Below are 26,742 nucleotides of genomic sequence, written 5' to 3'. Positions count from 1 at the left end.
CCACTTTTAGGTAAGTTTACCTATTTGTGGGGCGAATTGTCTTGAGTGACAGCGGCGTTATCGCTACATTTGTTGTTAATATAACCAGCCATGTATCGCCAACGCCTTCCCGGTGCCGTGTGTCATTCGAGCCTCTCCTCGCCGCGCCAGCCTGCGCAGCCTTCCAGGAAGCGGGTTCGAAGTCGCCCACCTTGTCGGTCATTTCGGCATACAGGGCAGTTTCGACGGGAGAAATCGGCGGCATGAGTTCCGACATCATTCCGGGCGTGGATATTGCCCTGTTCGGCGCCTTGGGCGACCTCGCCAAGCGCAAGCTATATCCAGCCCTCTATCACCTCGACCGTGACGGTCTGCTCGAGAAGGCAACTCGCCTGATCGGTCTGGCGCGTCAGGATGTCAGCCTCGAATCCTTCAAGGACACCGTGCAGGCGGCGCTCAAGGAGCGCGTCAAGCCGGAACACCTCGAGAAGGAATGCATCGAGCGCTTCCTCTCTCGCATCAGCTATGCGGCGCTGGACTTCAGCACCGTGGAAGGCTATTCCGCGATCGCCGATTGGCGTGTGGATGAAAAGGGCAAGCCGTCGCCGCGCCCGCTGATGATCTATCTTTCCGTACCGTCGCGTATCTACGGCGACATCAGCAGCAATCTGCAGGCGGCTGGCTGCCTCGACGAGCACTCGCGTGTCGTGGTCGAGAAGCCGATCGGTTCTGATCTGGAGAGCTCGCGCGTCGTCAACGACGCGATCGGCGCCGTCTTCCACGAATCCCAGATCTATCGAATCGATCACTATCTGGGCAAGGAAACCGTCCAGAACCTGATCGCGCTACGCTTCGCCAACCCGATGTTCGGCAATCAGTGGAATCAGAACCAGATTTCCCACGTCGAGATCACCGTGGCGGAGAAGGTCGGCATCGAAGGGCGCTGGGGCTACTTCGATCAGGCCGGTCAGCTGCGTGACATGGTGCAGAACCACCTGCTGCAGCTGCTGTGTCTGATCGCGATGGACCCGCCGTCCAACCTGGATGCAGACGCCATTCGTGACGAGAAGGTCAAGGTGCTCAAGGCGTTGCGCCCGATCACCGGCGAGCGTCTCAATACGGATCTGGTGCGTGGTCAGTACATCGCGGGTGCCGTCGATGGCCAGCACGTGCCGGGCTACCTCGATGAAGAGGGTGCCAACACCGAATCCCAGACCGAGACCTTCGTGGCCTTCAAGACCGAAGTCTCCAACTGGCGCTGGGCCGGTGTGCCGTTCTACCTGCGGACCGGCAAGCGCATGCCGGAAAAGCTGTCACAGATCGTGATCCACTTCCGTCAGCAGCCGCACTACATCTTCGATCCGGACCAGCGCTCGCTGGCGGCCAACAAGCTGATCATTCGTCTTCAGCCGTCCGAAGGCATCTCCCTGCAGGTGCTGACCAAGGACTCCGGTCTCGACAAGGGCATGCGTCTGCGTCCGGGCCCGCTGGATCTCGACTTCAACAGCGCCTTCCCCAAGCGCCGTATTCCGGAAGCTTACGAACGTCTGCTGCTGGAGGTCATCAAGGGCCAGCAGTATCTGTTCGTGCGTCGTGACGAGATCGAACACGCCTGGCGCTGGGTCGATACCCTCATCGATGGCTGGGAATCCCGCGCCGCCACGCCGCGCCGTTACCCGGCCGGCTCCTGGGGGCCCGTCTCCTCGATCGCGATGATCACGCGCGATGGTCGCAGCTGGTATGAGGAGTATTGAGATGAGCGCCACCGTGACTGAGCAGGACCCGCGCGTACAGACCGCACACTCTCTCGCCGAGTATCTGGCCGCTGCCTTGCGTGCTGATCTCGACGTTGATCCGTCAGCGCGTGCGCTGCTGGTGGTTTCCGGCGGCTCCACGCCCAAGCCGCTGTTTGCCGCGCTGCGCGACAAGCCGCTGGATTGGTCGCGGGTCGATATCACCCTCGCCGATGAGCGTTGGGTAAGCGAAGACGCCGATGACAGCAATGCACGCTTCGTGCGTGAGCACCTGCTGAGCGGTGCGGCCAGTGCCGCCACCTTCCATCCGCTGACCAATGCCGAGGCAGAGCCGGAGGACGGTTGCGCAGAAGTGAGTGCTCGCATCGCGGCGCTCCCCTGGCCGGCTTCCGCGCTGATTCTCGGCATGGGCGGCGATGGCCACACGGCCTCGCTGTTCCCGGATGGTGACCGTCTGCAGGAAGCGCTGACCAGTGCGGATTGCTGTGTCCCGATGCGTGCACCCAGCGTGCCGCAGGCGCGTATCACGCTGTCTCTCGAGCGTCTGCGCCAGACGCGTCGTACCGTGCTTCATCTCACGGGGACCGACAAGCAGGCCGTGCTGTCGCGCGCGCTGAGCGACGTCGAGGCGGTCAGTGAACTGCCGATTCGTGCCTTCCTGTTCGCGCCGCTGGCGCTTTACTGGGCCCCCTGATCACATCGGCCGCGGCCAGCCACAAGGGAGGCTGGCCGCGGCACAAGGAGAACGCCATGAGCTTTGAAAAACAGCTTCCGTCGACTCGCACCACCGAGATCGACAGCATCTGCCAGAAAGCCTCCGTGCTGCCGGTGATCGCCGTCGAGCGCATCGAGGACGCCGTACCGCTGGGCAAGGCCCTTTACGAAGGTGGCCTGACCGTACTGGAAGTCACGCTGCGTACCGACTGCGCGCTGGAAGCCATCCGCCTGATGCGTGAAGCGCTGCCCAACGCCAGCATCGGTGCCGGCACCGTGCTGACGCCGGAACAGTATCGCCAGGTGGAAGGGCTGGGTGTCGACTTCATCGTCACGCCGGGCACCACCGAAGCGCTGTACCAATACGGCGTGACCAGCAGCGTACCGATGCTGCCGGGTGTCGCGACCGTCTCGGAGCTGATGACGGGCTGGCAGTACGGTTACCGTCGCTTCAAGTTCTTCCCGGCGGAAGCCGCGGGCGGCGTCAATGCGATCAAGTCCTTCGGTGGCCCGATCAGCGAAGCTCGCTTCTGCCCGACTGGCGGCATTTCCCTGAGCAACGCCGCTGACTACCTCGCGCTCAAGAACGTGATGTGTGTCGGTGGTAGCTGGGTCGCGCCGCAGAAACTGATCGATGCGGGTGACTGGGATGGTATCCGCGAGCTGGCGCGTGAAGCCTCAGAGCGTTTCCACCGCTGAAGCCTGATATCTGGATGAGTGCTGGCCACTGATCCAGCGGTTGCCTGCCAACGTCATGCACGCCCTCGTGCTTGAGGCTGACAGGCTGCCAGTACTGCTCTCTCTCGACAGCTTGGCTGTTGCTTGTGACCCGTCTCTCGCGAGGCGGGTCTTTTTTTATGCGCGTCATCTGGGGAGAGAGGCGAGGCTAACTTGTCTGGCTGGAGTCGCTGGGATGGTTGTGTTGCCGGTTTCAGCGCTGCGGCGTGCTCAGCTGACAGTAGAGGTCATTCAGCAAGGGCAGGGCCAGCCCATGTCGGGCGGCGGTGTTGCGCAATGGGCCAAGGATCGCCTCGACCTCGGTAGGGCGACCGGCGAGCACATCCTGCAGCATCGAGGCGCGATTGTTGGCGGTCGCACGGATGACCTGCTCGACCAGCGCCTGCCAGCCTTCCCTTGGGGCAGGGATGCCTTCGCTATCCAGTACCGTGCTGATCTCCTCGACCGCCTGGCGCACCATCGGGGCAAATGGCCGGTCGCGCAGCTGGCCATTGCGAATGCGATAGCGTGCCACCAGGGGATTGATCGCCGCATTGATCGCCAGCTTGTGCCACAGGCGAGTCTGGATGTCCGGTGTCTGCTCGCACGCAAACCCTGCAGCCTTGAGCCAGTCACCTTGCAGGAGAGCGGCCTGATTGGACTGGCTGTCGTGATCGCCGTCACCGTCGCCATCACCGTCACTCTGCCATGCGCCCAGCCAGGTGTGGCCGCGTCCGGCGTGTTGCACGCCAAGGTGCTGGAGGTCATCCGCGGTTGAGTCAGCGTCAGGCGTCGGGCTTGCACCAGGCTCGGCTGGCAGCCAGGCGCCTTCGGTGGTGCTGGCGCATAGCAGGTTGGCGTGGCGTTCGGCCAGCCACGGCTGAGCACTCAGGCCATTCTGCCAGCAGGTCACGGGAGTCTCGGGCGTGATATGTGGTGCCAATTGCTGCCAGACGGCAGGTACGCCGTGGGCCTTGGTCGTCAGCCAGATGGCAGAAGGCTTTCTAGATGACGAGCCTTGCAGTGTGTCAATTGTTGAATGATTTATCCTTGCGCTAACAATGAGCGATTCCGGCGTGGTCATGTCGAGCACGACCGCTTGCCCCGACATTGCCTGACGCCCCAGCAGCAAGACACGCGGTAGCGCGGATGTTCCCTGCTCACGCAGCTCTCGCTGGCGTGCCGCCATCAGCGATGCCGCCAGCAGACGCCCGATGGCACCCGGGCCAATGATCCACAGCCAGTTATCTTCCGGATCAGTCATTGTGTGCATATCTGTCATCTTGTCATGGAGAGCAGGGCAGAGCAGAGCAGTGCGTGAGCGCGGGAAAGGCCGGTTGTACTTCACCTGACCCGCTGTCAGCTATCGGTCTTGCGCCGTGTCCCAGTCGCTCGCTTGCGGGGGCTCCTGGTGGAAGCACTTTTACGAGAAGCGCCGTCAGAAGTGCTGCCAGAAGCGGTCTTGCCTGAAGAGCTGCCAGAGGCGCGCTTCTTGTAGGACGTGGCCTTGCGACGCGAGCCGCCCTTGCCGCCGCCCTTGCGCGGCGCGGGTGTTGCACCGCCGACGCTGGCCAGTGCCGTGCTCAGACGGCTGGCGGAGCTATCGGCGAGCAGCGCACGCAGATCCACGATCAATTCGCTCAAGAAGGGCGCCGCCGGGTCGCCTTGCTCGTGGATCAGGCTCAGGCGTTGCTCCCACTGTGCGGTGCGCTCCGGGCGCGACACGGCGGGCGGCAGCGCATGAATCAGCGCGCGACCGATACGCGTCGAGCGCATCGCCTGGCCTTCGCGCACCAGATAGCCGCGATTGATCAGCGTCTCGAGCATGCCGGCGCGTGTCGCCTCGGTGCCCAGGCCATCCACATCGCGCAGCGTGCGTCGCACCGCTTCATCTTCGACGTAGCGTGCGATGTTCATCATCGCCTGGATCAGGCTGGCGTCATTGAAGGGCTCCGGCGGACGGGTCTCTTTCTCCTCGATACCACAGTCGAGCACGCAGGCCGGTTCGCCTTCCGTCAGGGCGGGCAGCGGCGGTGGGGTCTTGTCATCGGTGGCTGCGTTCTTGTCTGAGGCCTTCTTGTCAGCGATATCTTTGTCAGCAGCCTCTCTGACCTCCGCAGCGCGCTGGAACAGCACCTTCCAACCCTCGTCGATGACGCTGCGGCCACTGGCGCGGAAGGGCTCCTTGGCGAAGCGCAGCTCGACCTTGACCTCGCGATAGCGATAGGCCGGATAGAACTGGGCCAGCACGTTGCGCGTGATCATGCGGTAGAGGTTGGCTTCATCGCGCGAGAGACGCGCATAGTCCGGCTCGCGTCCGGTCGGCGCCAAGGCGTGGTGCGCGCTGACCTTGCTGTCATTGAAGGCGCGCGAGCGCAGGCTGAAATCGGCGCCGCCACTGTAACGTTCAAGCTCGCGGTCCCCCACGCAGGCGCTGATCATCAGATTGGCCATGCCGGCGTGATGTTCGCGCGGCAGGTAGCGGCAGTCGGAGCGCGGATAGGTGATCAGCTGATGACGCTCGTAAAGCGCCTGACAGGTGTCGAGTACCTTCTGGGCGGGCAGACGAAAACGGCGCGCGGCATCGACCTGCAGCGCCGAGAGTGAATAGGGCAGCGGCGCGGGCTGTGACTTGTCGCTGGCCTCGACACTTTCGACATGGCCATCGCCGAGGGTGGTCAAGGTCGCGAGATGGCGGGCGAGGCGCTCGGCGGGACGGCTATCCAGCAGGCGCCCCTTGTCATCGAGTGGCAGCGGGGTGCCCTTGTCCGCCAGGCGTTGCAGCCAGGGCGAGCTGGGCGCATGCCACCAGGCCTTGAAGCTGCCCGCCGCCACGCCAGCCTCGATCCACAGCGGGAAGAAGGCGCGGGGCTCGAAGGCCTCGATTTCCTCGTCACGGCGCACGACCAGCCCCAGCAGCGGCGTCTGCACGCGTCCCACTGACAGCACGCCGTCGTGGCCGGCCTGACGCCCGGTCAATGTCCAGGCGCGGGTCAGGTTCATGCCATACAGCCAGTCGGCGCGCTGGCGCGCCAGCGCGGCTTCATAGAGCGGCTGCCAGCGCTGATTGTCGTCCAGCTTGTTGAGGGCACGGCTGACGGCGGGGCGGTTCATGTCACTGATCAGCAGGCGTTTGACCGGTCCGCGCCAGCGCATGTGCTCCAGCACTTCCTGCACCAGCAGCTGGCCTTCACGGTCGGGGTCACCGGCATGCACGACCTCATCGGCCAGCTTGAGCTGCTCGCGGATGGTCTTGAGCTGACCGCGCGCCTGGCTGCGTGGCTTGAGCTTCCATTGCTCGGGGATGATCGGCAGGTGATCCAGCGACCAGCGCTTGAAGCGCTCGTCGTAGTCATCCGGCGGGGCCTGCTCCAGCAGGTGGCCGATGCACCAGGTGACACGGGTGTCACCGGCATCGATATAGCCGTCGCGCTTGCTTGAGCGTCCGGGCAGCGCCTCGGCAATGGCGCGGGCGAGGCTGGGCTTTTCGGCGATGATCAGGCGCATCGGGCATCCTGCGGTCAAAGGCTATCGATATGATGATCCATACAGTATGCCGTTGGCCCGAGGCGGGGATCAATCGTCGTCGAGCGCGCGACGTGCCTGGACGAGGGCGCGATACCAGTCGCGGTTGGCGGTCTGGATCAGCGGGGGGCGATTGGAAAGATAGCTGACAGGGTGATGGTCGGCGGGCTGATAGTTGCTGAGCATGTTGAGCGTCGCTTCACGGGCGCCGAAGGTATCGCGCAGGAACTCGATGGCCAGCGGCTCCAGCTCGACGCGGTAGTGGCGCACCAGCGCGATGGCCAGGGATTCGGCGGTGCGCGACAGGTCATCATCGATCTCGCGCACCATGGCGCTGCCCAGGGCCGCCTTGGCCGCCGCGGACTGATTGGGCTCCAGCTGGCCGAAATAGGCGGCATTGGAGCCATTGATGGCGCGCTGCACGGCCGGGCGTGACAGGTGTATGTGGGGCTCCAGCGCGAGGGCGATCTCGACCGCCATCGCCTTGGCCTTGTCGACACCGACGCGCAGCACCGTCTCGCGCGCCTGGTAGGCGATCTCGCTGTCGACGCGCTTGATGCGGCTCTCGTTCAAGTGATCGGCCAGATGCTTGCAGACCTCCGCCTTGGCTTCATCGTCCAGCGCGATGGTCTTTTCCTGGATGCGCAGACCACGACGGCCCGGACCGACCCGCAGGCGGGTGGCGTCATCGGACATCTGCGAGGCGATGTTCTCCCAGCGCTTGGACATCTTGAGGAAGACGGCGTGGCTGCGCCCGACCTGCTCGTAGGCATTGGTCACCGTCTTGTAGAGGCGGATGGCGTTGGTGAGGATGTCGGCACGCGAGCGCAGCGCGGCGCGGTGTTCACGATCGCCCTCATTGACCGCGATCGCCAGATGCGTCACCTGTTCGGCAAGGGCGTCCATCGCCTGGGTGGAGCGCTCCAGCAGTACCTCGGCGCGCAGGCCGGAGGCGGCATCCTCCACCAGGGTGCCGGACTGCTCGGCCAGATAGACCGTCAGCGCCTTGAGGCGTGACAGGCCGGTGGCCTGACGTATGCGATAGCGCGAGCGGGCATGCTCGAGGTTGTCCAGCGCGCGCGCCAGCTTCCAGCGGCCACGGTATTCGAAGGTCAGCAGCGGAATCTTGCGCCCGCTGATCAGCTCGAAGGCCAGAATCAGCATCTCCTCCACGTCCTGCAGGGTCATCAGCAGGTCGTTGTCCTGCTCGATGGCCGCCAGCACACGCTCGATGAAGTTCTCGTCACGCGGCACGCCGCTGTGTAGATCGGGCGCGCGCCCTTCGAAGCGCTCACGCAGCAGACCGATGGCCTCGGGGGCCAGCTCGGCCAGCTCATTGAACTGGGGCTCGAGCCATTCGCGGTTGAGGCTGTTCATGTCGCGGATACGCGCATGCAGGCCCACGCGACGGTAGACGTCGATCTGGCTGATGATGCGCGCGGCATCACGGTCATCGAGCAGCTCCAGCGCCGCCAGCTCGACCCCCTCCGGCGCCAGATCCTGCTTGCGCAGCAGCATGGCCGCCGCTTCACGCCGGCGGGCATCGCCTTCCAGGCTCTCGACGATCAGGTTGCGCGTGGCGAGGATCAGCTCCGGCACGGTGTCGATGACGCGCTCGATCTTGGCTTCGGTGCGGTCATAGCGTCGTGAGCTGGTCAGGTTGTGGGCGATATTGGCCACGATGCCCGCGACACCGGTGATGACGGTGTAGGAGATGAAGAAGATGTAGTTCTCGAAGGTCGGTTCCTTGCCGTAACCGAGCAGATAGCCGCCCCAGGCGCCGATCAGCGTCACCGGGCCTGCGGTCCACAGGATCTGCATCAGGCTAACCGACCAGGGCACACGCTCCACGGCCTGGGTAATGCGGCGAATCTCGTCGCGGCCCTCACGCTCCAGACGCACCTGGGGCGCGTCGTTGGCAGTGTTGGCTCGGGGACGAAAGGGGCTCGGCAACAGCAAGGCAGGCTTCCTTGATTGAACGGGGTGGGGCTTCTGGCACGACTTGGGCTGCCGAGAGGTTCGTGAGCACGAGCCTCGAGCGCAGCGCGGGGCAAAGGGTGTCGTCAACAGTAGCATTGGGCAGCCTTTTGGCTCCAGTGAGCAAGGGCCGCAAGCGGGTCGAGCGTGGTAGAATTTCGCCCGCCACTGACTGGCCAGCGGGTCTCGCCAGGTCGTCAGGCTCACGCTAGGACATCAAAAAGCTCTGGAGGTTGTGTGGAACGAGACTTGGAAGCAGGAAAGGGTGCAGGTGACGGGGCTGAAGTCGTGTTGCTGGACGGCGGCATGGGCCAGGAACTGGTGCGTCGTAGCGGTCGTGAGCCGACGCCGCTGTGGTCGTCTCAGGTGATGCTGGACCAGCCTGAGCTGGTGCGTGACCTGCACCTGGATTTCATACGTGCCGGCGCGCGCGTCATCACGCTCAATACCTACACGGCCACGCCGCAGCGTCTGGGCCTGGCGGGTGTCGGCGAGTCGATCGCGGCCATTCATGCCGCCGCCGGCAAGGCCGCGCGGGATGCCATCGCCCTGAGTGGCGAGGCGGATGTGCGCGTGGCAGGCTGCCTGCCGCCGCTGGTCGCCACCTATCGCCCCGATGTCGCGCCGAGTGCTGACGAATCCCTGTCCAGCTATCGCCGGCTGGTGGAATTGCAGGCACCGCTGGTCGATGTCCTGCTGTGTGAGGCGCTGTCTTCCTGCGTCGAGGCTCGCGCCGCTGCCACCGCCGCACTCGAGAGCGGCTTGCCGGTGTGGGTCTCGCTGACGGTGAAGGATGACCTGACCGCGACCCTGCGCAGTGGTGAGCCGCTGGCCGACGCGATCAGCATGCTGCAAGCGATGGGCGTGGACGCGATCCTGATCAATTGCAGCGCGCCGGAAGCCATTCAGGGTAGTCTGGAAAATCTGCTGGCCAGCCCGCTGCCGACCGGTGCCTATGCCAACGGCTTCACCTCCATCGCGGAGCTCAATCCCGGCGGCACCGTCAAGGACCTCAAGGCACGCGAAGACCTGGGGCCTAAGCAGTACGCGGCGCATGCGCTGGGGTGGGTCAATGCCGGCATTCGTATCGTCGGCGGTTGCTGTGAGGTGGGCCCGGCGCATATCGCCTGCCTGGCCGAACAGCTCAGGTCAGCAGGTTATCGCTGCGTCAGCCGCTTGAGTGAGTGAACGATGAGGGGCGAGGCTTCCTCGTGATAGACTCCGCCCCTTGATTCGCAGGTTCTGACGGGCATCGCGCCTGAGGAAACGCCGAGGTGAACGCCGAGGCGACGATCGGGATGCGGTGTCTGCAGGACTGTGAAACGCTTTTTTAGGGAGATGCCATGCTTGCCGAGTGGGTCGAACGGCTCTTGAGTTACGCCAGTGGGGCACTTGATGCCATCCGCGCCGATGAATCCTTTCCTGCCTTCATGCAGTGGGCGCATTCGGAGGGCGTGAACTACAGCGGTGGCGACGAAGCGCTGGCGGTAGCGCTGGCGCCGGTGCTGTGGAGCCAGACTCCGCTGGTGCGACTCGACTTCGCGCGCGAGTCGTTGGCACCGCCCGGACGCAACGAGCCTTGCTGGTGTGACTCGGGTCGCAAGTACAAGCAGTGCTGCGACAAGGTGCAGCTGCCGGCGATACCAGACCACCTGATGTGGATGCTGTCGCTGCGCGAGTTCAAGGGTGAACAGCTCAAGGCGGCGCTGGCCTCTGGTCTCGCGCCGGCGCAGGCGCTGCTCGAGGCGGGGCTGATCAGCGCCGAGAGCGGCAATCGTGGTCGGGCTCAGCAGATCATGGAGGCGCTGTTCGATACCAGCGACTGGTCGCGTCTGCCCGAGCAGGCCGAGCCTGGCTTCGAGCTGCTGCTGGACCTCTATCAGGAGCGCGGCTTCACCCGCAAGAAGGCGCTGCTGCTCGATGAGGTGCTGGAGCGTGGTCCTGCCTTCCTGCGCGGCGTCGCTCTGGAGCACCAATGTCTGCTGCATCTGGACAGCGATGATCTGGGCTCGGCGCGCGCCGCCTTCATTCGTGCCCAGCAGACGCTGCCCGATTCGCCGACGCTGGCGTATATCGAAGCCATGTTGCTGCTGCACGAGGGCCAGCCCGAAGAGGCGCAGGATCGTGCGCGCTTCTGGTGGCGTCGTCTGTCCAAGCAGAAGGACATCGAGCCCGGTCAGCTGGAATTCCTGGCGGATCTGGCCGAAAACCCGCGTGCCACGCTTGCCGAGCAGATGGTCAATTCCGATGAGTCACTGTCGGATTCACTGGCCGCCCTGCAGGCGCTGTTCGAGGTGATCGAGCATCCGCCGCGTCTGGCGCTGGAAACGCAGAACGATGGCAGTCTGCTGTTCCGTCAGAATGCGGAGCAGGCCGTGACACTGGGCCTCTGGGAGGCGGTCTTCCCGGCGCGTATCGAGGAAGAGGCGGCGCTGGCGCTGGATATCGATCCCTGGGATGTCCAGGACCCCAACGAGTGGCTGCAGCAGCTATGCGCCAGCCCCGAATGGCTTGACGTTCCGGCGGTGTGTCAGGGGCTGATCCTGGCACTGGCCAGTCGCTTCGGTAGCCTGCCGTGGATGTCGGACACCTTCTTCGTGCCGCTGGCACAGCGCTTCGATCATTGGCTCGATCAGATCGAACAGGCCGGCGGCCTGTTGCGCTGGGAAGATGGCGACAACGCCCAGTTGCTGCGCTGTGGATTGGGGCTGGTGATCGGCATGGAGCGCGGTGAGCGCGAGCGTTCGCGCCAGCTGGCGGAGCGCCTGCTCAAGCTCGACGAGGAAGACAGTCTCGGCCTGCGTGAGCTGGTGCTGGATCAGTTGCTGCGCGAAGGTCGCAATGACGAGGCCGTGACCCTCGCCGAACATGATATCGAGCGACGTGCCGTCGATGAGGAAATGCCGCTGTTGGGCATCCTGATGGGCCAGGTGCTGGCGCTCTATCGACTGGGGCGCGACAAGGACGCCGAGCAGGCACTCGAGATCGTGCGGGAAGCCAATTCGCATCTGATAAGCCTGCTGCTGGCGGAGCATCCGCGGCCGGTGAGTCTGGCGGTGGAAGCGCCGGAACCCGGCACGCGTGGTGAGGCCTGGCAGTACCGCACCCTGATGCGCGACCAGTGGAAGCGCAGCGAAGGCGCGCTTGCCTGGCTGGCCAAGCATCGCTGAGCCGGTGTCAAAGGCCGCTCATGCTGCCTGACGAGTGATCGCAAGAGCCAGTTTGTAAAAACCCCGCAGTGCCATGGCACTGCGGGGTTTTTTTGTGTCTCGTCTTGCATCGCGAGGCGGGCTCAGGGGGAAGCGTGAACGGGGGCGCTCACTGCTGCTTGCCTTGTTGGCGCAGTCGCCAGGCTTCTCGAATGGCGCTGCGTAGCCCCGGCGTCTGGCCGACCTGGATGGCCTCCAGCGTCGCGGCGAAGGCATCCGGTGTGGCGCGCCAATCCGGGGGCTGGATGGCACCTGCACTGCTGATGCCGACCCTGTCCAGTGGCGGTGGAGAGCGCTCGGGCAGTGCCCCGAAAAGCCGCATGCGGCTGTCCTGCACCTGGCGCAGGCCTCCTTGTAGCGTGAGCCGAAGGGGCGTGTGGCCAGGGTGATCAGGGCCGCCAGAATCCGCTCTTGCCATTCAGGGCGTGCCGGATTGCGGTAGGCGACGCCGCGTTGCGAGGCGGCACCTGCCTGGCGGCGGTCCTTGAGCCAGTGCGGGGCCGTCCTGTCGAGCGCCTCGCCTTCGAACAGGATGCCGGCGTTGACCTGCTGGCCACCGTGCACGCGGGTGAAGGGCAGGATGACGCAGTCCTCGAGCATGGCGCCTTCTTCCACGTAGCTGCCCTGTTCGAGGCAGCAGTGTCCCTTGAGCAGCACGCCGGGCTCCACATGGGTGGTGATGCCGGCGAAGCCACCAGTGAGGCGCGATTCATCCAGGCGGGTCGCGCCGGCGGCGTAGTAGACGTGGTGCAGGTCCTGCTCGCCGGGCAATACTCCGCGCTCGCCATGTGGTGTCAGGCCTGAGTCATCGGCATCCAGTGCCTGCATCACCAGGGCGTGATAGTGCGACAGCGAGGCCAGCAGGGCTGGCCCAAGCCCGGGATTGTCGCGCAGCTCCGGCCAGTGCAGGCGAGCGAGCGACGGGTCTGCCACGCTGGCCGGATGGCAGACCGGTGCACCCGACGCCATGGCCTGCTCGCTTATCGCGAGGCTGTCATCCTTGAACCACTCCGGCATCAGCAGCACATCGGCGCGCAGCACCGGGGCGGGCAGGGCGGCCATGGCGCCGAGTCGCTTGATCTGCTCGCGCGGATCTCGCTCGCCGGGCATCGGCAGAATGTCGAGATCGATGCCCCAGCGTGAGCCATCGGCGATACGCGCCCGGAACCACTCGGGGTCACGGGCGATGATCAGGCTGATATGCGTCACGCCTCGCCCGACCAGCAGGTCGAGGTTGCGCTCCAGCACGCTGCGGCCAGCAATCGGCAGCAGGGCCGGCGAGTAACGGCGGTCAATCGGCGCGACTTCCTGGCCGAGGCGGTCCGCCAACAGGATCACATGCATTGCACACCTCCTTGGCATGAGTCGTGATATTGGCGCAGCGCAGCACGAATGAGAGAGGGAGTCTCACGCATCAGTAGGCTCCACGGCTGGTCAGAACGGCAGGAATCGTACGCAACAGCAGCTTGATGTCTTCCTTGATGCCCTGACGATGCAGGTAGAAGAGATCCAGATGGATCTGTTGCTCGAAGGAGAGGTCCGAGCGGCCCGACACCTGCCACAGCCCGGTCAACCCCGGGGTGGCATCCAGACGCATGCGCGCGCGCGCCTCGTAGAGAGCCACCTCGCGGGCGAGGGCGGGGCGTGGCCCGACCAGCGCCATCTCGCCGCGCAGCACGTTCCACAGCTGCGGCAATTCATCGATGGACAGCTTGCGGATGATACGGCCCACCCGCGTGATGCGCGGGTCCTGCTTCATCTTGAACAGCACCCCACCCTCGCTCTCGTTGGCGGCCTGCAGTTCGCGCAGACGCTCTTCGGCGTCGATGTACATGGAGCGGAACTTCCACAGCTTGAACGGCTTGCCGTGACGCCCGATACGCTCCTGGCCGAACAGCACCGGGCCTGGCGATTCCAGGCGGATGGCCAGCACGGTGCCCAGCAGCAGCGGTGACAGCACCAGCAGCACGCCGCTGGCACCGACGATATCCATGGCGCGGCGCGCGCGCGGGGTCAGCCAGTTGCTCACTCGCCATCGAAAGTGGCGCCAGTTGGAGCGTGACTTCATCCACAGGCCGCGGCCGGGAATCGCCTCTTCCCCATACTTGCGCACGCTCATCAGAAAGCTCGGGTTGCCAAGCACGTAGCGCTTGAACATGCGGCGTGGCTCCATCAGCAGCCGCCAGGCCCATTCCATGCCCAGTCTGCGCACGACGCCCGGCGCACGCGGGATGCGCTGGGAATAGAAGTCGAACAGACCGCCGACGCCCATGACCACCGGCACCTCGAGTCGCTCACGGTAGGTCGAGATCCACTTCTCCTGGACCGGCACGCCCATCGCCACCAGCAACAGGTCAGTGCCCTGATTGATCTGCGCCAGCACGTCGTCGATGATTTCCGGGCCGATGAAGCCGTGATGCACGCCACTGATCTCGAGCGTCGGCCATTGCTCGCGGAGCTTGTCGGCCATCCTGTCGGCCACACCCGGCGCGGCGCCGAGCAGGAACAGGCGCTTGTTCTCCGCCACCAGCATGTCGCACAGGTGGGGCAGCAGGTCGGTGCCATTGAGGTTGGCCTCAAGCTCCTGGCCGAGCATGCGGCAGGCCATCTTGACGCCGCTGCCATCGGGCAGCAGCAGGTCGCTGTCATGCAGCACCTGCATGTAATAGCGATCGACCTGGGCCACGTTCAGGCAGTGTGCATTGACGAAATTGACGGTGCGCGGCTGCGGGTCGCTGATCCAGCTCTTGAGCAGGCTCAGGCAGGTGTCGAGACTGGTGTTGACGAAGGGCACCCCCAGCACCTTGACGTGTGGCAGCGTCTTGACGCGCTCAGTGGTGAAGAGGGCTTGATCCAATGGCTGGCTCATCATGGCGACTCCACTTCATGAGCGTCCTGCTGTTGATTCGGTCTGGCCGACTGCGTGCGCGGCGCATTGTCGATCTTCTTCTTCTGCGCCTTGCCGATGACCCCCTGGGCGAGCCCTTCACAACGCAGATAGAGACTCTTGGGCATCACGCGCAACATCAGGGCGGCCCCTGCCGTGGCAGCGGTGCGCCCGAATTCCGCCTTCCAGATGCCCGGCCATGCCTTGACGGCGCGGCGGCAATACGCCCAGGCAGCATCCCCGTCACGCAGGCGAATCGCCTGACGAGACAGGTAGCGCAGTTGGTAGGCCTGGGCGCGGGGATACCATTGTTCGATGAAGTCAGGCGCGTAGGCGCGCGTCAGCTCGACGATCGCAAGCCAGCTCTGGTACTGGCGCTCCAGTTGTGCCGAAAGCCCGCCTTCATTGAGCCGGTAGCGGGTCAGCGGCTCGGGGATGCCTTCCACCGTGGTGCCTGTCTTGAGGGCGATGCGTGTCCAGCACTCGATGTCTTCGCTCTGGCGCAGACTCTCATCGAAATAACAGGGCAGCACGCCGCCCCCCTTGACCTCACAGTCGAAGGCGATGGCCTCGAGAATCTCGCGGCGGATGACCGGCGCCGAGCCATTGCCCACCGGGTTGCGACAGAACAGCAGCCCCGGCGTGATGTCGGTCAGGCTTGGCATCTGGTAGTAGTCCAGCGGTTCGCCGTCGGCATCGATGAAGGCCGAGCGCGAGAAGGACAGACCTACCTCGGGGCGTGCCTCGAGGTGTTCGCGGTGGCGCGTCAGTTTGGCGGGCTCCCAGATGTCATCGGAGTCCAGGAAGGCCAGATAGCGGCCCTGAGCGGCACGCACGCCCGTGTTGCGGGCCCCGGCCAGGCCGCGATTGACCGGATGCGTGATCAGCGTGAGGCGCGGGTCGTCGTAGGCCTCGCAGATCGCCCGGCTGCCATCGGGGGAGCAGTCATCGATGATGAGCAGTTCAAGATCGCCGTCCTCCTGCGCCAGCACGCTGTCGATGGCGGCCGCGACGAAACGTTCGACGTTGTAGATCGGCATGATGACCGAAAAGGTCGGGGTCATGGTCTGGCCTCCTGGACGTCCCTGTCTGGGGAAAGCGATGCGGTGGATGCTGCGTGAGGTGTGTCTGGTGTGTCTGGCGAGTCTGGTGGCGGCGCATCTGTCACCCGGCCGTCCTGAGCGAGGATCAGCCGGCGCGTCCACAGGTAGCCGGGTAGCGCGGCCAGGCTGATGCCGACCAGAATGCCGGCCGCGACGCCATTGATGCCGAAGGGCACGCCGGCGAACATGCCGGCGCCGAGCATCAGCGTCATGAAGATCTGCAGCTTGAGGTCTGCCCCGGGCATGCCCTGGGCGCGCAGCAACTGGCCGCAACTGTCGAGCAGGATGCGCGGCAGGGCGGAGAGGCAGATCAGGATCAGGATCGGCAGGGCGCCACGCTCGACCCAGGCCTCCCCGAACAGGATCGGCACATACCAGGGCGCCAGCAGGCTCTGGGCGATGATGGCGGGCACGGCGACCAGCGCGAACAGGCGCATGCCGTGGTGCATGCGTGCCAGTCGCTCGCGAGACGTCATGTCGCCGCACAGCTGGGGGAAGATGGCGGTGGAGTAGGCGCGCAAGAGGCCAAGGCTGATGCCGAGCCCGGCATTGAAGGCAAAGAAGTAGACGCCGAGCACGTCCATGGCGAACAGGGCGCCGACCAGCAGGTAATCCATCTGCTGGCGCAGCACCGAGACCACCTCGACGCCCATCATCGGGCGCGCGAAGCTCATCAGCGGCCGCGACCACAGCGTGGAGGGGCGCTCATCGATGCGCCATGACTCGCACCAGCGGTAGGTCAGGGTCCAGATGGGCGTCACGATCAGCTTGGGCAGGATCAAGGCCCAGAACCCGGCACCCATGGCGGCCAGCAGCATCACGCCGACGGCCTCGCCGATGCTCTGGCCCATCTCGATGCGCGCCGTGATGTGCAGGCGGTTGCTGCGCAGAATTCGCGCCGCGTTGATGGCGGCGGGGGGCAGCATCGGGAAGATCAGCGCCAGCGCTATCAGCGGCAGGGTCAGATCGGGAGCGTCATAGAGGTAGGCCAGCAGCGGGGCCAGTGCCATTTGCAGCACCATCAGGCCAAGACATACCACCCAATTGAACCAGTAGGCATCGCGGCACAGGCGTTCATATCCCTCGCGCCCGGCCTGCACCAGGGCGGGTACCACGGCGGCATTGGAGATGGCGTGCATGATCTCGTGCGCGGTAAGCACGATGGCGGCGATACCGAAGGACTCCGGCGCGATCATGCGCGCCGCCACCAGGGTCGCGCCCAATCGCGCGATGCGGTGCACCCCTTGCGACATGCCCATCCAGGCCAGATTGCGGATCAGACGGCCATTGCCACCGTCTCCGCCACCTGTCAGACGTGTCTTGAGTCGCGTGATCACACCCATCGCCTGGCTCCCTGGCTTGTCGTGCCTTTCCAGGCATCTGGTCTTGTCAGTCATGCTTTTGAACGGCTGGTGTAGCCACTCTAGCGCAATGTAGTGATGAATTGGCGTGATCTGGCGCAGCCTTGTTCCACTATCCCGTGAACGGGCTAGGTTGCCGTGTCGCTGCTGCCGGTATCGGCGGAGGCGGGCGCTGCCCTTGAAAGCGGCTTCTCCACATCCACCGGCCCCATGTTGTGGATATGCCCTTCGCTGGCGGGCAGGCCCGCCAGCTGGTGCGCCTTGCCGATCAGGATCAGGCCTGGCCAGATCAGGTAGGCCAGAATCTCCAGGTTCTCGCCGAAGGAGTAGACGAACAGCAGGCCGACCATGATCAAGCCCAGCTGCACGACAGGGCGGCCGACCACGAAGCGCAGCAGATGCAGCAGGCTGACCAGCATCGGCACCAACAGCGCGAACAGGCCGAAGATGCCCTTGACGAACAGCAGCCCATACCAGCTGTGGTGTGAGCCGATCGGCATGTACTCCACCAGGTGCGGGCCGCGTTCGACGATGCCGTGGCCGAACCACGGCGCCTCGTTGCGCCAGCGATCCACCGCGATGCGCCCCAGCGCGGCTCGCACTCGGGTTGAGTCCGCCCGCGAGCCCTTGAAGGCGGCGATGAAGTTGTCGATGGCTTCCAGGATCGGCGCGCCGAGAAAGCCACCGATCAGGCTGACGCCGGAAAAGCTGAACCATAGCCACGGCTTGTGCAGACGCTTGAGCAGGAACATCCCGGCGCTGATCAACACCAGCGACACCAGCGCCATGCGCGAGCCGGACATCAGGATCATCAGCACGCTGCCGCCGATGCCGATCGCCTTCCACAAGGGATGTTTCTCGAGCAGGGCACAGGCGAAATAGATGCTGGCGACAAAGCCCACCGCCGGCGCCCAGGGCGTGAACAGGCGCCAGCGCGGCATGCCGCTGCCGGGGTCAATCTCATAGAGCGAGACGGCGAAGAATTCCGGCCCCGGCCCGCCGATGGCCTGCAGCGGCGAGACGAAGGGCACCTGGGGCAGCCCCGCCAGCCAGGCGCCGACGAATACCGGCAGCAACAGCATGGTGTGCAGGCAGACATGCATGGCCGCGCGGATGATCACCGCCGGGCGGATCGCCAGACAGCCGATGATCGGGAAGACCGCCAGCAGCGCCCAGCCCTTGGCCCAGCCGATGGAGGACTTGATCAGCTTGCCGGTGCCGAGGTTCTCGATCAGGTGGCCGGCCAGCAATGAGAACTCCATCACGATCATGCCGATGATCCATACCCATAGCGGCCAGGGCAGGCGCGGAAAACGCTGGCGGCCCTTGAGGTGCAGCCAGGCGGCACGCATCACCAATGACCATGCCAGCACCGGTGCCAGCACATAGAGGCCGCCGACCAGATAGAACAGGTAGGTCGCGGTGATCGAGAACCAGATGATGCGTTCTTCCGGGGTCTCGGGGCGGACATCCGCCTCTGGCCCCGCCTTCAGGGAAAACATCGGCGGCTCACACGCTTTGCTGCAGACGCAGCAGGTAGGGTTTTCTGATCCACAGGAGAATCAGGCCGATGATACTGAAGACGCTCGCGGCAAGCGCGCCGACGATGGCCAGCTTGATGCCCAGCGAATCCGCCTTCTCGGGCAGTGGCGGCGGATCGAGAATCTGCAGCATCGGGTAGCTGGCGAAGGGGTCGATCTGACCGATGTCGATCTTGGCCAGCGCCGTGGTGTAGACCGCCGTGGCGACCTGTTGCTCGCGCAGCAGGTCCTGCAGCTGGGCGGCCTTGGCGACGCTGTTGTCCAGCCGCTGCTGGCGGGCCGCCAGATTGGCCCGCCCGGTGGCAAGCTCGCTGATCACGCCGCGCCGCTGGGTATCCAGGGTGATCAGCTCGCCGACCAGGGTGTCCTGATTGGCATGGCCGGACGCGGCACGCAGGGCATTCTGGTTGCGCGAGGACTGACGGGGCAGCAACTGGCGCATGCGTGAGGCCAGCGAGCGCTCGAGGGAATCAAGCCCCGCGGCCAGATTGATGACTTCCGGATTGCGCTCGCCCCATTTGCCGCGCGCTTCATCGAGACTGGCCGCCTGCTCCGCCGCCTGCGTCAGCAGCGCCTGATAGCGGGCGTCGCGCTGCAGGGCGATCACGCCACCGGCCTGGCCGGCGTCCAGTCCCAGGCGACTGGACAGGGTGGCGAGCCGGGCATTGAGGGCCGACAGCTCGCCATCACGCGTCTCGAGTGTGTCCTTGAGCGCCTCGACACTCAGCGTCAGTTCCTTGAACTGCTCCATGGAAACCAGCCCAGAGGTGGACTGGAACTCGAGCAGCTTGCGCTGGGTTTCCTTGAGCGTGCGATCGTAGGTCTCGAGCGAGCGGCGGATGACGGCTTCGCGGCGCGCCTGCTCATCATTGCGCAGCTGTTCGATCACCTCATTGAAGGCATCGATGTGCGCATTGGCACGTGCAAGCGCGGCCTTGGCGCTCGGCGCGCTGGTCTGGAAGGCGATCAGCGCGGTCTGGTCGGTCAGCTTGATCTTGGGCTTGCCGTAATCGTCGGGATGCATGTCGACCGTGCTGGCGGCACGCTCGAGCACGGCAGGGCTCTCGGCGATGGCGCGATAGTTGACCTTGGGGTCCAGCGAGGAGCTGGAGTAGGAAGAGTTGGCGCTGGTGCTGGCCTGGCCGATGCTCTCGAAGTTCACCGACAGGCCGGAGCCGGTGCCCGGCAGGATCATCGTCCAGCTGGTGGTGTAGGTGACAGGTGCCACGGCGATGAAGGCGATGGTCAACCCCCAGATGACACTCAGGATGGCGGTCGCCAGCAACAGGTAGGCAGCGCGGCGGGTGCGCGGGCGCATGCTGGAGCCACGCGCCGCCCAGCCCAGCAGGACGCCCAGGAGTCGGCGCCCCAGTGAGGGCTTGGCTGCGTCTTGTGGTGTGTCGGGTGAGCGGGACTCTGTCATGCACATCCTTGTCGCGTGGTAGTGATCAGTCGCATTCCATCAACGGACAGGCGATGGGTTACAGCAGAGTGGCCGGCGTCAGCAGGTCAGTCAGTGTGCGGGCGATATCACGGATGTTGGTGACACCGGAGTCATAGCAGCCGACCACATCTTCGGGCATCAGATAGGGATTGACGCCCACATCCGCCGGATTGGCCAGCAGGGCATCGATACCGCGATCGACCACGACCGGCTGATGCGTCATCGGGTTGGTACTGATCAGCACCGCGCGGCGCGAGCCGGAGGTCGCCTGGATGCCGCCGACGCAGTTGGCATTGATCACGCCCTGCAGCATGCGCACGCCGTAGGGTACCTGCGAGCGCAACACCGTGTAATTGCTGACGTTGTTGTTGTTGGCAGGGGTGGTCAGGTTGGAGGCATAGATGACGATGCCCGGCGCGGTGAGCGGCGAGGGGCGCATCAGCGCGGCCTGGAAGGCGCCGCTGGAGGGCACGTGGATGCGGTCCCCCACACGTAGCCAGGGATTGGCGGCATACTCGCCGTCGATCAGGCCGCGCATGTCGAGAATCTGTGTCTGGCCGTCGCGAATCAGCTCGATATGGCTCAGGTCCGCGTCGGGGCGGATGCCGCCGGCCGTGGTCAAGGCCGCCGACAGACGACGCTGTTGACTGGCATCGCCGCCGGCGAAATCGCGGCGCACCATGCGCTCTTCGGGCAGGCGGGTATTGATGACCGCCTCGCCCGGGAAGAACACCGCGCCGGACACCGCAACGGCCAACGGCGCCCATTCCTCGAGCCGGATGCTGACATGCGCCAGACCCGGGCGAATCAGCTCTTCCTGCACCAGACGCCGGGTGATCTCATCCGCCAGGGCATCGATGGTCTTGTTGGAGGCCTCGACCGGCGAGAGCCACGGCAGGCGCAGGCGTCCGTCATGATCCACCTCGTAGCTGCCATCGAAGAGTTCGCTGCCGGCGACCCTGACGCTCAGACGATCGCCCGCCGCCAACCGCTGGTCATCGCCCGCGGGCAGTTGCATGAAGCGATCATCGGCATGAGGGGCAGGCAGCTCCAGCGGCCAGTGGGTCGCCTGTTGCCAGTGATCTTCGGCGGGGGTGTCGTCCAGCATGATCGGCGTACAGCCGCCCATCAGCCCGGCCGTGATCGCGACGCCCAGCAGGCGTCGAAGAGAGCGGAAAAGGGAGCTGGGCCGAGTCAGGTCGCGTTTCATCAGGCTACCTCACGAGAAGGCCCTGTCCGCGTGTCACCGCTCGACTCCAGCAGCGGGTCGCGCTGATAGTAGATATCGAAGAGCTCGAACAGGCGCACGCGCTCCAGCTCTGTCTGCATGACCGGAGAGGGTTCGACCACCACCAGCGCCGCCGGGGACAGCGCATCATGCAGACTGACCAGCACCGAGAGCCCATCGGCATCGATGGCCTCGACATGGCTGAGGTCCACCGCCAGCGTGCCGGTGTGCTCAGGAATCATCGCCAGCATCTCCTGACGGAAATAGCGCGCGAGCTCGCCTGTCAGCTGGGCAGGCGGCGTGATCATGATGCCTTCGTGAATCCGGGTGGTGATGGGCATGACGGGCTCCCTGTGCTTTATGTCACCGCCTGGCGCCAGCTGGGCCTGCGGTGCAGCTTGTTATCTTTATGCACTATGCCGCATAAGCATCGTTTACCTGCTGTTACAGTGTCAACGACGCCGACTGACTTGCCTCATTCTTTCTTGCTGGGTTTCGTGGTGTTACCTGCTGTTTTCGAGCTCTCCTGCTGTCTTCGGGCTCTCCAGGTTGCCTGCGCGGCGTTGTCACTCGCCCGACATGGCGGGTGACTTGTGTGGCGTGGCCAGCATCGCGCCCCAGTGGCGGAAGCGTAGCAACAGCAACAGGCCCGGTATGGCGGCCAGCGTGCAGATCCAGAAGAAGCTGTCCCAGCCGGCCGCATCGGCCAGATAGCCGGAGGGCGCGGCGATCACTACGCGCGGCAGGCCCATGATCGATGAGAGCATCGCGTACTGGCCGGCGGTGAAGCGCTTGTCGGTCAGCGCGCCCATGAAGGCGATGAAGGCGGCGCTGCCCATGCCGGCCGCCAGGTTCTCGAAGGCGACCACCGCCGCGAGCCACGCCAGCGAATCACCGACGTGATGCAGCCAGACGAAGCCGGCAGTCGACACCATCTGCAGGATGCCGAACCACCAGAGCGCCCGATAGATGCCGATGCGCATGATCATCAGGCCGCCGAAGAAGGTGCCGGCCAGCAAAGGCCACAGGCCGAACAGCTTCACGGTCGCGCCGATCTGGGAGTTGCTGAAGCCGATGTCCTTGTAGAAGGGCGTGGTCAGATTGCCCGCCACGGAATCGCCTAGCTTGTAGAGCAGGATGAACAGCAGCAGCCAGATGGCACCATCGCGCTTCATGAAGTGGCGGATGGGGTCCCACAGGATCTCATGCAGATGATGGGCGCGCGGCGCGGCCTGAGCCTCGGGTTCCGGTGCCAGCAGGGTCACCAGCATGCAGGCGCCCAGGGTCGCGGCCATGATCAGGTAGGTCACGCGGAAGCCGATCATGTCGGCCAGCACCAGGCCACCGGCCGAGGCCATCAGCATGCCGATGCGGTAGCCATAGACATAGAAGCTGGAGCCCAGCCCCAGCTCGTTGTCCGGCAGATGCTCGCGGCGATAGGCGTCGATCACGATGTCCTGGGTGGCGCTGAAGAAGCTGACCGCCAGCGCGATGGCGCCCATGGTCAGCGGCGACATGTGCGGGTCCTGCAGGGCTAGCAACGCGATCAGTGCGGTCAGGGCCAGCTGGGCGATCATCAACCAGCCACGGCGCCGACCGAGTACCGGCGGCATGATGCGGTCCAGCAATGGCGCCCACAGAAACTTGAGGGTATAGGGCAGGCCGACGAGCGCGAGCAGGCCCACGGCGTCCAGTGAGACACCGGCATCCGTCATCCAGGCCTGCAGCACGCTACCGGTCAGCAGCAGTGGCAGCCCGGAGGCGAAGCCCATCAGGAACGTGATACCATGACGGCCAACGAGTAAGCGTAAATCCTTTGAAGTCAAAGCCTTGCCTGTCCATGCAGAGGGTGTGGCCGCGCGTGTCACACGCACGGTGAGCGGCTATCTGCCGCTTGCGTCATTCATGGCCGGATTGTCGCACTGCCTGAGGGCAAGAGCCATGCATTGTCCTGCCGGTCAGCCGACAGGCATGATGCAGGTCGAGACACGCATGAGTGGGGCAGGCAGGCAATGAGAGGTCATCATGAGTGAAGCCCGAGAAGCTGCCAAGGCGCATTGGTATCTGATCCAGTGCAAGGGCGGGGAATCCTTCCGTGCGGCGGAGAACCTCACCAATCAGGGATTTCACGTCTTCCACCCCCTGTTGGAGGTGGAAAAGAAGCGCGGCGGCAAGCTGCGTTGGGTCGAAGAGCCGCTCTTCCCCTATTACCTGTTCATACGCCTTGATCAGATGGATGACAACTGGCGGCCGATTCGCTCGACCCGTGGCGTGCTCAAGCTGGTCAGCTTCGGCAACACGCCGACGGCGGTGCCGACGCCCCTGGTGGAAGCCTTGATCGCCAGCGGCGAGCAACGCCAGGAGCAACCGCCGGAGAATGTCTATTTCCGGGCCGGCGAGCAGGTCGAGATCATCGATGGCCCCTTGAGTTCGCTCAGTGGCGTCTTCGAGAGCGCGAAGGGCGATGAGCGCGTCATCGTGTTGCTCAATCTGATCAATCAGCAACAGCGTGTCGAGCTGTCCAGTCGTCAGCTGCGGCGTAGTGAAAGCTGAGCTGCCGACCTGCCTCATCCGACTTGATCCGCGAGACTGCATTGCACCTTTCTTCTGGAGTGGTTCCCATGGCGATTACTTCCCAGCAGGTCGTCAGCCTGCATTACACCCTGCGCACCGCTGATGGCACTGTGCTGGATAGCTCCCTTGAGCGAGAGCCGATGGATTACCTGCATGGCCACGACAATATTCTGGCAGCGCTCGAGAGTGCGCTTGAGGGCTGCGATGTCGGCGACCGCAAGGTCGTCAATCTGACGCCAGCCGAAGGCTTCGGTGAGCGGGATGAAGGCCTGGTGCAGTACTTCGGGCGTGATGCCTTCGGCCCGGGCGAGATCAACGCCGGTATGCGCTTTCAGGCCCGCACCCCGGAAGGCCAGCGGTCGGTCACGGTGCTGGAAGTCGGTGAGCAGCAGGTCAAGGTCGATGCCAATCATCCGCTGGCAGGTCAGGCGCTGAGCTGGGAAGTCGAGGTGCTGGAAGTGCGCGATGCCACGCGTGCCGAACTTTCGGCCGGTCATCCGCTCGGTCTCGATGTCAGCCATACCGAGATCGAAGACAAGAAGGTGCGTCGCTGAAGTAGGCATTGCGGGTGGGTTTGACGCTCAAGCTCATCGTTGCAGCCCCTCTACAACAACAGACAGCCCCGCTGCCGGAATCCTCGGCAGCGGGGCTGTCTGTTGTTGCGGTCTGTAGCGATGGAGAAAATTGATATGGATCAGTCGTCTGCGCGCCAGTCGCAAGGATCGAGCCGTGAAGCCTTCAGGACTTGATGCAGATCAGATTCGCGCGGGGCGTGGAGGGGTAGAGTGTCTCTGTCGAGGCCGCAGCAGGCCGACACAGGCGGAAGAGCTATCGATGTCGGAGCTATTGATATCAGAGCTATCGATATCAGAGCTATCGATATCAGAGCTATTGATGTCAGAAGCAGAGGTGTCAGCTGCCGACAGAGGCTGGCATTCAGGGAGCCCCTTGGGGAAGGGGCAGGCCAGGATGGCCGCTGTCAGAATCGGGCTATTTGCAGGTGCCGATTCGCCGTCAGGGGAGGGGGAAACCCCGCTAGCCGACCTTCGGGTCGGCTTTTTTGGTTGTGGGGTTCAGAGGGGGGATGGCTAGCACCGCGTTTGCATGACGCTGGCTTGTCTGCGGGCTGCTTGAAAGCTTTTGCCAGTTCTCTGAGAGGAAGAGAGTCGCTGGACAGGCAACCCCACAACTGGCACGAGGTTGCCTGCCCGGCGAGACGGCTCAACTATTGTTGCTGGCAGTCTTGAGGCTCTCGACTTCCTTGTGGGAGTCGACGGCCTTACCGGTGGTGGTCTTGTCGATGCTCTGACTTTTCTTGACAGCCTGGCTTTTCTTGACAGTCTGGCTCTTCTGGATAGCCCCGTCTTGCTTGACCGACGGGCTCTTCGTGTTGATGGCCGAGGTCGTCTTGCCCGGCTCGCCCAGCGTCAATGTCGTGTTCATGCGCTTGAGCGTATTGGGGCCGATTCCCTTGATTTCGGTCAACTGTGCCACGTCGGTGAAGGGCCCGTTCGCCTTGCGCCACTCGATGATGGCCTGGGCCTTCTTGCCACCGATGCCCTTGAGCTCGGTCAGTTGTGCGGCAGTGGCGGTGTTGATGTTCATGTCTGCGGCCTGGCTGGTCGGTGACAGTACCAGCAGGCTGGTCACGAGAAGTGTTCCTAGCAGGGTTTTCATGGTCGCTTCCTATGCTCACATCAGGGCGGTCGGTTGGAAGTGCGCGGGGCGACCACCCGAGGCCCTGCGCGAGAAATACTCTGGCTCAGGTATTGGATTTGTAGTCATTTAGATTTAAACGGTTTCTCATCCTTGCGCGGCTTTCTGCGCTCAACGCAAGAAAGCACTACGAGCGTTAGCCTGCTGATTCGATTCGTCTTTCCCTGGGCATACAACGACAGAGCCGGGCGCTATAATGTTGCCCCGAGCCCATGACCTCCTGTCATTGCGCCTGCCACATCGCCTGGAGCCCGGATGCCTGCCACGACTTCCCCCCTGATCATCGCCCTCGACTACCCGGACATGAGTGCTGCGCTTGCCATGGCAGACCAGCTGGATCCTGCGCGCTGTCGCGTCAAGGTGGGCAAGGAGCTGTTCACGCGTGTGGGCCCCGAGATTCTCAAGGCATTGCATCAACGCGGCTTCGAGGTCTTTCTCGATCTCAAATTCCATGACATCCCCAACACCACCGCCCAGGCCGTGCTGGCGGCAGCGGAGCACGGCGTGTGGATGACCAATGTCCACGCCTCTGGTGGTGCGCGCATGATGCAGGCCGCCGCAGAAGCCCTTTCGACTCACGGCCTCGATACCCAGTTGATCGCCGTCACGGTGCTGACCAGCATGGAACAGGCCGATCTGGCCGGTATCGGGCTGGATGTCACGCCGCTTGCGCAGGTCGAGCGGCTGGCGGCTCTCGCCCAGCAGAGCGGCATGCATGGTGTGGTGTGCTCCGCACGTGAGACCCCGAGCCTCAAGGCGCTGTGTGGTCCGGAGTTTCTCAAGGTGACGCCGGGTATTCGCCCGAGCTTCGCGCAGGCCGGTGATCAGCGGCGCACCATGACGCCCGGTGAAGCCATGGCAGCCGGTAGCACCCATCTGGTGATCGGGCGTCCTGTCACCCAGGCGGAGGATCCGCTGGCGGCGCTGGCGCTGATCGAGCAGGAGTTGGGCGCCTGATCGGCTGATTGTCTGCCTCATGGGCAAAAAAATACGCCAGTCGCAGACTCTGCGGC

General features: G+C 64.4%; 21 protein-coding genes. 8 read left to right on the top strand and 13 right to left on the bottom strand.

Annotation, left to right across the window (positions count from 1 at the left end; translation table 11 throughout):
- Positions 1-242: 242 nt before the first annotated feature.
- Genes zwf through IZU87_RS00820 form a run of 3 tightly spaced genes read left to right on the top strand, consistent with a single transcriptional unit; the run spans position 243 to position 3,146 of the window.
- Complete coding sequence (gene zwf / locus IZU87_RS00830; RefSeq protein ID WP_213113400.1) at positions 243-1,733, top strand: glucose-6-phosphate dehydrogenase; 1,491 nt, start codon at positions 243-245, stop codon at positions 1,731-1,733.
- A gap of 1 nt (position 1,734) precedes the next feature.
- Complete coding sequence (gene pgl, locus IZU87_RS00825) at positions 1,735-2,427, top strand: 6-phosphogluconolactonase (protein ID WP_213113399.1); 693 nt, start codon at positions 1,735-1,737, stop codon at positions 2,425-2,427.
- A 56-nt stretch (positions 2,428-2,483) separates the two neighbouring features.
- Positions 2,484-3,146, top strand: a complete 663-nt coding sequence (locus tag IZU87_RS00820) for a bifunctional 4-hydroxy-2-oxoglutarate aldolase/2-dehydro-3-deoxy-phosphogluconate aldolase (protein ID WP_213113398.1) — start codon at positions 2,484-2,486, stop codon at positions 3,144-3,146.
- A gap of 232 nt (positions 3,147-3,378) precedes the next feature.
- Here IZU87_RS00820 and IZU87_RS00815 read toward each other — a convergent pair whose 3' ends face one another.
- The 3 genes from IZU87_RS00815 to IZU87_RS00805 all read right to left on the bottom strand — a co-directional run bounded on the left by IZU87_RS00815 (position 3,379) and on the right by IZU87_RS00805 (position 8,648).
- Complete coding sequence (locus tag IZU87_RS00815) at positions 3,379-4,437, bottom strand: ketopantoate reductase family protein (protein ID WP_249330360.1); 1,059 nt, start codon at positions 4,435-4,437, stop codon at positions 3,379-3,381.
- Between the two features lie 86 nt (positions 4,438-4,523).
- Complete coding sequence (locus IZU87_RS00810) at positions 4,524-6,671, bottom strand: DNA topoisomerase III (protein ID WP_213113397.1); 2,148 nt, start codon at positions 6,669-6,671, stop codon at positions 4,524-4,526.
- Positions 6,672-6,740: 69 nt separating this feature from the next.
- On the bottom strand, positions 6,741-8,648 hold the full coding sequence (locus IZU87_RS00805) for a coiled-coil domain-containing protein (RefSeq protein ID WP_043332458.1): 1,908 nt from the start codon (positions 8,646-8,648) through the stop codon (positions 6,741-6,743).
- Positions 8,649-8,915: 267 nt separating this feature from the next.
- On the opposite strand from IZU87_RS00805, the gene IZU87_RS00800 reads away from it, so the two are divergent.
- Together IZU87_RS00800 and IZU87_RS00795 are read left to right on the top strand one after the other, a co-directional pair.
- Positions 8,916-9,854 carry a homocysteine S-methyltransferase family protein gene (locus IZU87_RS00800; protein WP_249330359.1) on the top strand — a complete coding sequence of 313 codons (939 nt, stop codon included), beginning with the start codon at positions 8,916-8,918 and terminating at the stop codon, positions 9,852-9,854.
- Positions 9,855-10,009: 155 nt separating this feature from the next.
- Entirely contained in the window at positions 10,010-11,836 is a 1,827-nt protein-coding gene (locus tag IZU87_RS00795) for an SEC-C domain-containing protein (RefSeq protein ID WP_213113396.1), read from the top strand.
- An 18-nt stretch (positions 11,837-11,854) separates the two neighbouring features.
- Here IZU87_RS00795 and IZU87_RS00790 read toward each other — a convergent pair whose 3' ends face one another.
- The 9 genes from IZU87_RS00790 to IZU87_RS00750 all read right to left on the bottom strand — a co-directional run bounded on the left by IZU87_RS00790 (position 11,855) and on the right by IZU87_RS00750 (position 23,211).
- On the bottom strand, positions 11,855-13,219 hold the full coding sequence (locus tag IZU87_RS00790) for a glycosyltransferase family protein (RefSeq protein WP_213113395.1): 1,365 nt from the start codon (positions 13,217-13,219) through the stop codon (positions 11,855-11,857).
- A 70-nt stretch (positions 13,220-13,289) separates the two neighbouring features.
- The gene (locus IZU87_RS00785) at positions 13,290-14,744 is read right to left on the bottom strand and encodes a WecB/TagA/CpsF family glycosyltransferase (protein ID WP_213113394.1); all 1,455 of its coding nucleotides are present in this window, start codon (positions 14,742-14,744) and stop codon (positions 13,290-13,292) included.
- Positions 14,744-15,826: a glycosyltransferase family 2 protein gene (locus IZU87_RS00780; RefSeq protein ID WP_213113393.1), complete on the bottom strand. Its 1,083-nt coding sequence runs from the start codon at positions 15,824-15,826 to the stop codon at positions 14,744-14,746. Before IZU87_RS00780 ends, IZU87_RS00785 begins: the two co-directional genes overlap by 1 nt.
- Entirely contained in the window at positions 15,823-17,208 is a 1,386-nt protein-coding gene (locus tag IZU87_RS00775; protein ID WP_172978619.1) for an oligosaccharide flippase family protein, read from the bottom strand. The genes IZU87_RS00780 and IZU87_RS00775 overlap by 4 nt, the downstream gene beginning before the upstream one ends.
- Positions 17,209-17,354: 146 nt before the next feature.
- On the bottom strand, positions 17,355-18,728 hold the full coding sequence (locus IZU87_RS00770) for an O-antigen ligase family protein (protein ID WP_197738704.1): 1,374 nt from the start codon (positions 18,726-18,728) through the stop codon (positions 17,355-17,357).
- Positions 18,729-18,735: 7 nt separating this feature from the next.
- The gene (locus IZU87_RS00765; RefSeq protein ID WP_131431398.1) at positions 18,736-20,190 is read right to left on the bottom strand and encodes a GumC family protein; all 1,455 of its coding nucleotides are present in this window, start codon (positions 20,188-20,190) and stop codon (positions 18,736-18,738) included.
- 58 nt (positions 20,191-20,248) lie between these two features.
- Positions 20,249-21,421 carry a polysaccharide biosynthesis/export family protein gene (locus IZU87_RS00760; protein ID WP_052384387.1) on the bottom strand — a complete coding sequence of 391 codons (1,173 nt, stop codon included), beginning with the start codon at positions 21,419-21,421 and terminating at the stop codon, positions 20,249-20,251.
- The gene (locus IZU87_RS00755; protein WP_043332452.1) at positions 21,421-21,780 is read right to left on the bottom strand and encodes an STAS domain-containing protein; all 360 of its coding nucleotides are present in this window, start codon (positions 21,778-21,780) and stop codon (positions 21,421-21,423) included. Before IZU87_RS00755 ends, IZU87_RS00760 begins: the two co-directional genes overlap by 1 nt.
- Positions 21,781-22,005: 225 nt before the next feature.
- Positions 22,006-23,211: an AmpG family muropeptide MFS transporter gene (locus IZU87_RS00750; protein ID WP_082388128.1), complete on the bottom strand. Its 1,206-nt coding sequence runs from the start codon at positions 23,209-23,211 to the stop codon at positions 22,006-22,008.
- Positions 23,212-23,464: 253 nt separating this feature from the next.
- Here IZU87_RS00750 and rfaH point away from each other — a divergent pair, with 253 nt between their 5' ends.
- On the top strand, positions 23,465-23,992 hold the full coding sequence (gene rfaH / locus IZU87_RS00745) for a transcription/translation regulatory transformer protein RfaH (RefSeq protein ID WP_176676340.1): 528 nt from the start codon (positions 23,465-23,467) through the stop codon (positions 23,990-23,992).
- A gap of 68 nt (positions 23,993-24,060) precedes the next feature.
- On the top strand, positions 24,061-24,567 hold the full coding sequence (locus tag IZU87_RS00740; RefSeq protein WP_043332448.1) for an FKBP-type peptidyl-prolyl cis-trans isomerase: 507 nt from the start codon (positions 24,061-24,063) through the stop codon (positions 24,565-24,567).
- A 667-nt stretch (positions 24,568-25,234) separates the two neighbouring features.
- On the opposite strand, the gene IZU87_RS17860 is transcribed toward IZU87_RS00740, so the two are convergent.
- Positions 25,235-25,690, bottom strand: coding sequence for a ComEA family DNA-binding protein (locus tag IZU87_RS17860; protein ID WP_084589297.1), 456 nt, complete (start codon positions 25,688-25,690; stop codon positions 25,235-25,237).
- Between the two features lie 294 nt (positions 25,691-25,984).
- Between IZU87_RS17860 and pyrF the strand changes: the two genes are divergently transcribed.
- Positions 25,985-26,686: an orotidine-5'-phosphate decarboxylase gene (gene pyrF / locus IZU87_RS00730; protein ID WP_213113392.1), complete on the top strand. Its 702-nt coding sequence runs from the start codon at positions 25,985-25,987 to the stop codon at positions 26,684-26,686.
- Positions 26,687-26,742 lie beyond the last annotated feature (56 nt).

It is taken from the genome of Cobetia sp. MC34, from assembly GCF_018340035.1.
GTDB lineage: Bacteria > Pseudomonadota > Gammaproteobacteria > Pseudomonadales > Halomonadaceae > Cobetia > Cobetia amphilecti.
The sequence above is the reverse complement of the archived record's forward strand: the minus strand, read 5'-3'. Positions and strand labels throughout refer to the sequence as shown.

Coding starts and splice junctions, on each gene's coding strand:
- zwf (WP_213113400.1), top strand. CDS start 243: ATGAGTTCCGACATCATTCCGGGCGTGGATATTGCCCTGTTCGGCGCC.
- pyrF (WP_213113392.1), top strand. CDS start 25,985: ATGCCTGCCACGACTTCCCCCCTGATCATCGCCCTCGACTACCCGGAC.
- IZU87_RS00790 (WP_213113395.1), bottom strand. CDS start 13,219: ATGCATGTGATCCTGTTGGCGGACCGCCTCGGCCAGGAAGTCGCGCCG.
- IZU87_RS00755 (WP_043332452.1), bottom strand. CDS start 21,780: ATGCCCATCACCACCCGGATTCACGAAGGCATCATGATCACGCCGCCT.
- IZU87_RS00820 (WP_213113398.1), top strand. CDS start 2,484: ATGAGCTTTGAAAAACAGCTTCCGTCGACTCGCACCACCGAGATCGAC.
- rfaH (WP_176676340.1), top strand. CDS start 23,465: ATGAGTGAAGCCCGAGAAGCTGCCAAGGCGCATTGGTATCTGATCCAG.
- IZU87_RS00795 (WP_213113396.1), top strand. CDS start 10,010: ATGCTTGCCGAGTGGGTCGAACGGCTCTTGAGTTACGCCAGTGGGGCA.
- IZU87_RS00815 (WP_249330360.1), bottom strand. CDS start 4,437: ATGCACACAATGACTGATCCGGAAGATAACTGGCTGTGGATCATTGGC.
- IZU87_RS00770 (WP_197738704.1), bottom strand. CDS start 18,728: ATGTTTTCCCTGAAGGCGGGGCCAGAGGCGGATGTCCGCCCCGAGACC.
- pgl (WP_213113399.1), top strand. CDS start 1,735: ATGAGCGCCACCGTGACTGAGCAGGACCCGCGCGTACAGACCGCACAC.
- IZU87_RS00765 (WP_131431398.1), bottom strand. CDS start 20,190: ATGACAGAGTCCCGCTCACCCGACACACCACAAGACGCAGCCAAGCCC.
- IZU87_RS00785 (WP_213113394.1), bottom strand. CDS start 14,744: ATGAGCCAGCCATTGGATCAAGCCCTCTTCACCACTGAGCGCGTCAAG.
- IZU87_RS00760 (WP_052384387.1), bottom strand. CDS start 21,421: ATGAAACGCGACCTGACTCGGCCCAGCTCCCTTTTCCGCTCTCTTCGA.
- IZU87_RS17860 (WP_084589297.1), bottom strand. CDS start 25,690: ATGAAAACCCTGCTAGGAACACTTCTCGTGACCAGCCTGCTGGTACTG.
- IZU87_RS00740 (WP_043332448.1), top strand. CDS start 24,061: ATGGCGATTACTTCCCAGCAGGTCGTCAGCCTGCATTACACCCTGCGC.
- IZU87_RS00810 (WP_213113397.1), bottom strand. CDS start 6,671: ATGCGCCTGATCATCGCCGAAAAGCCCAGCCTCGCCCGCGCCATTGCC.
- IZU87_RS00780 (WP_213113393.1), bottom strand. CDS start 15,826: ATGACCCCGACCTTTTCGGTCATCATGCCGATCTACAACGTCGAACGT.
- IZU87_RS00750 (WP_082388128.1), bottom strand. CDS start 23,211: ATGGGCTTCGCCTCCGGGCTGCCACTGCTGCTGACCGGTAGCGTGCTG.
- IZU87_RS00775 (WP_172978619.1), bottom strand. CDS start 17,208: ATGGGTGTGATCACGCGACTCAAGACACGTCTGACAGGTGGCGGAGAC.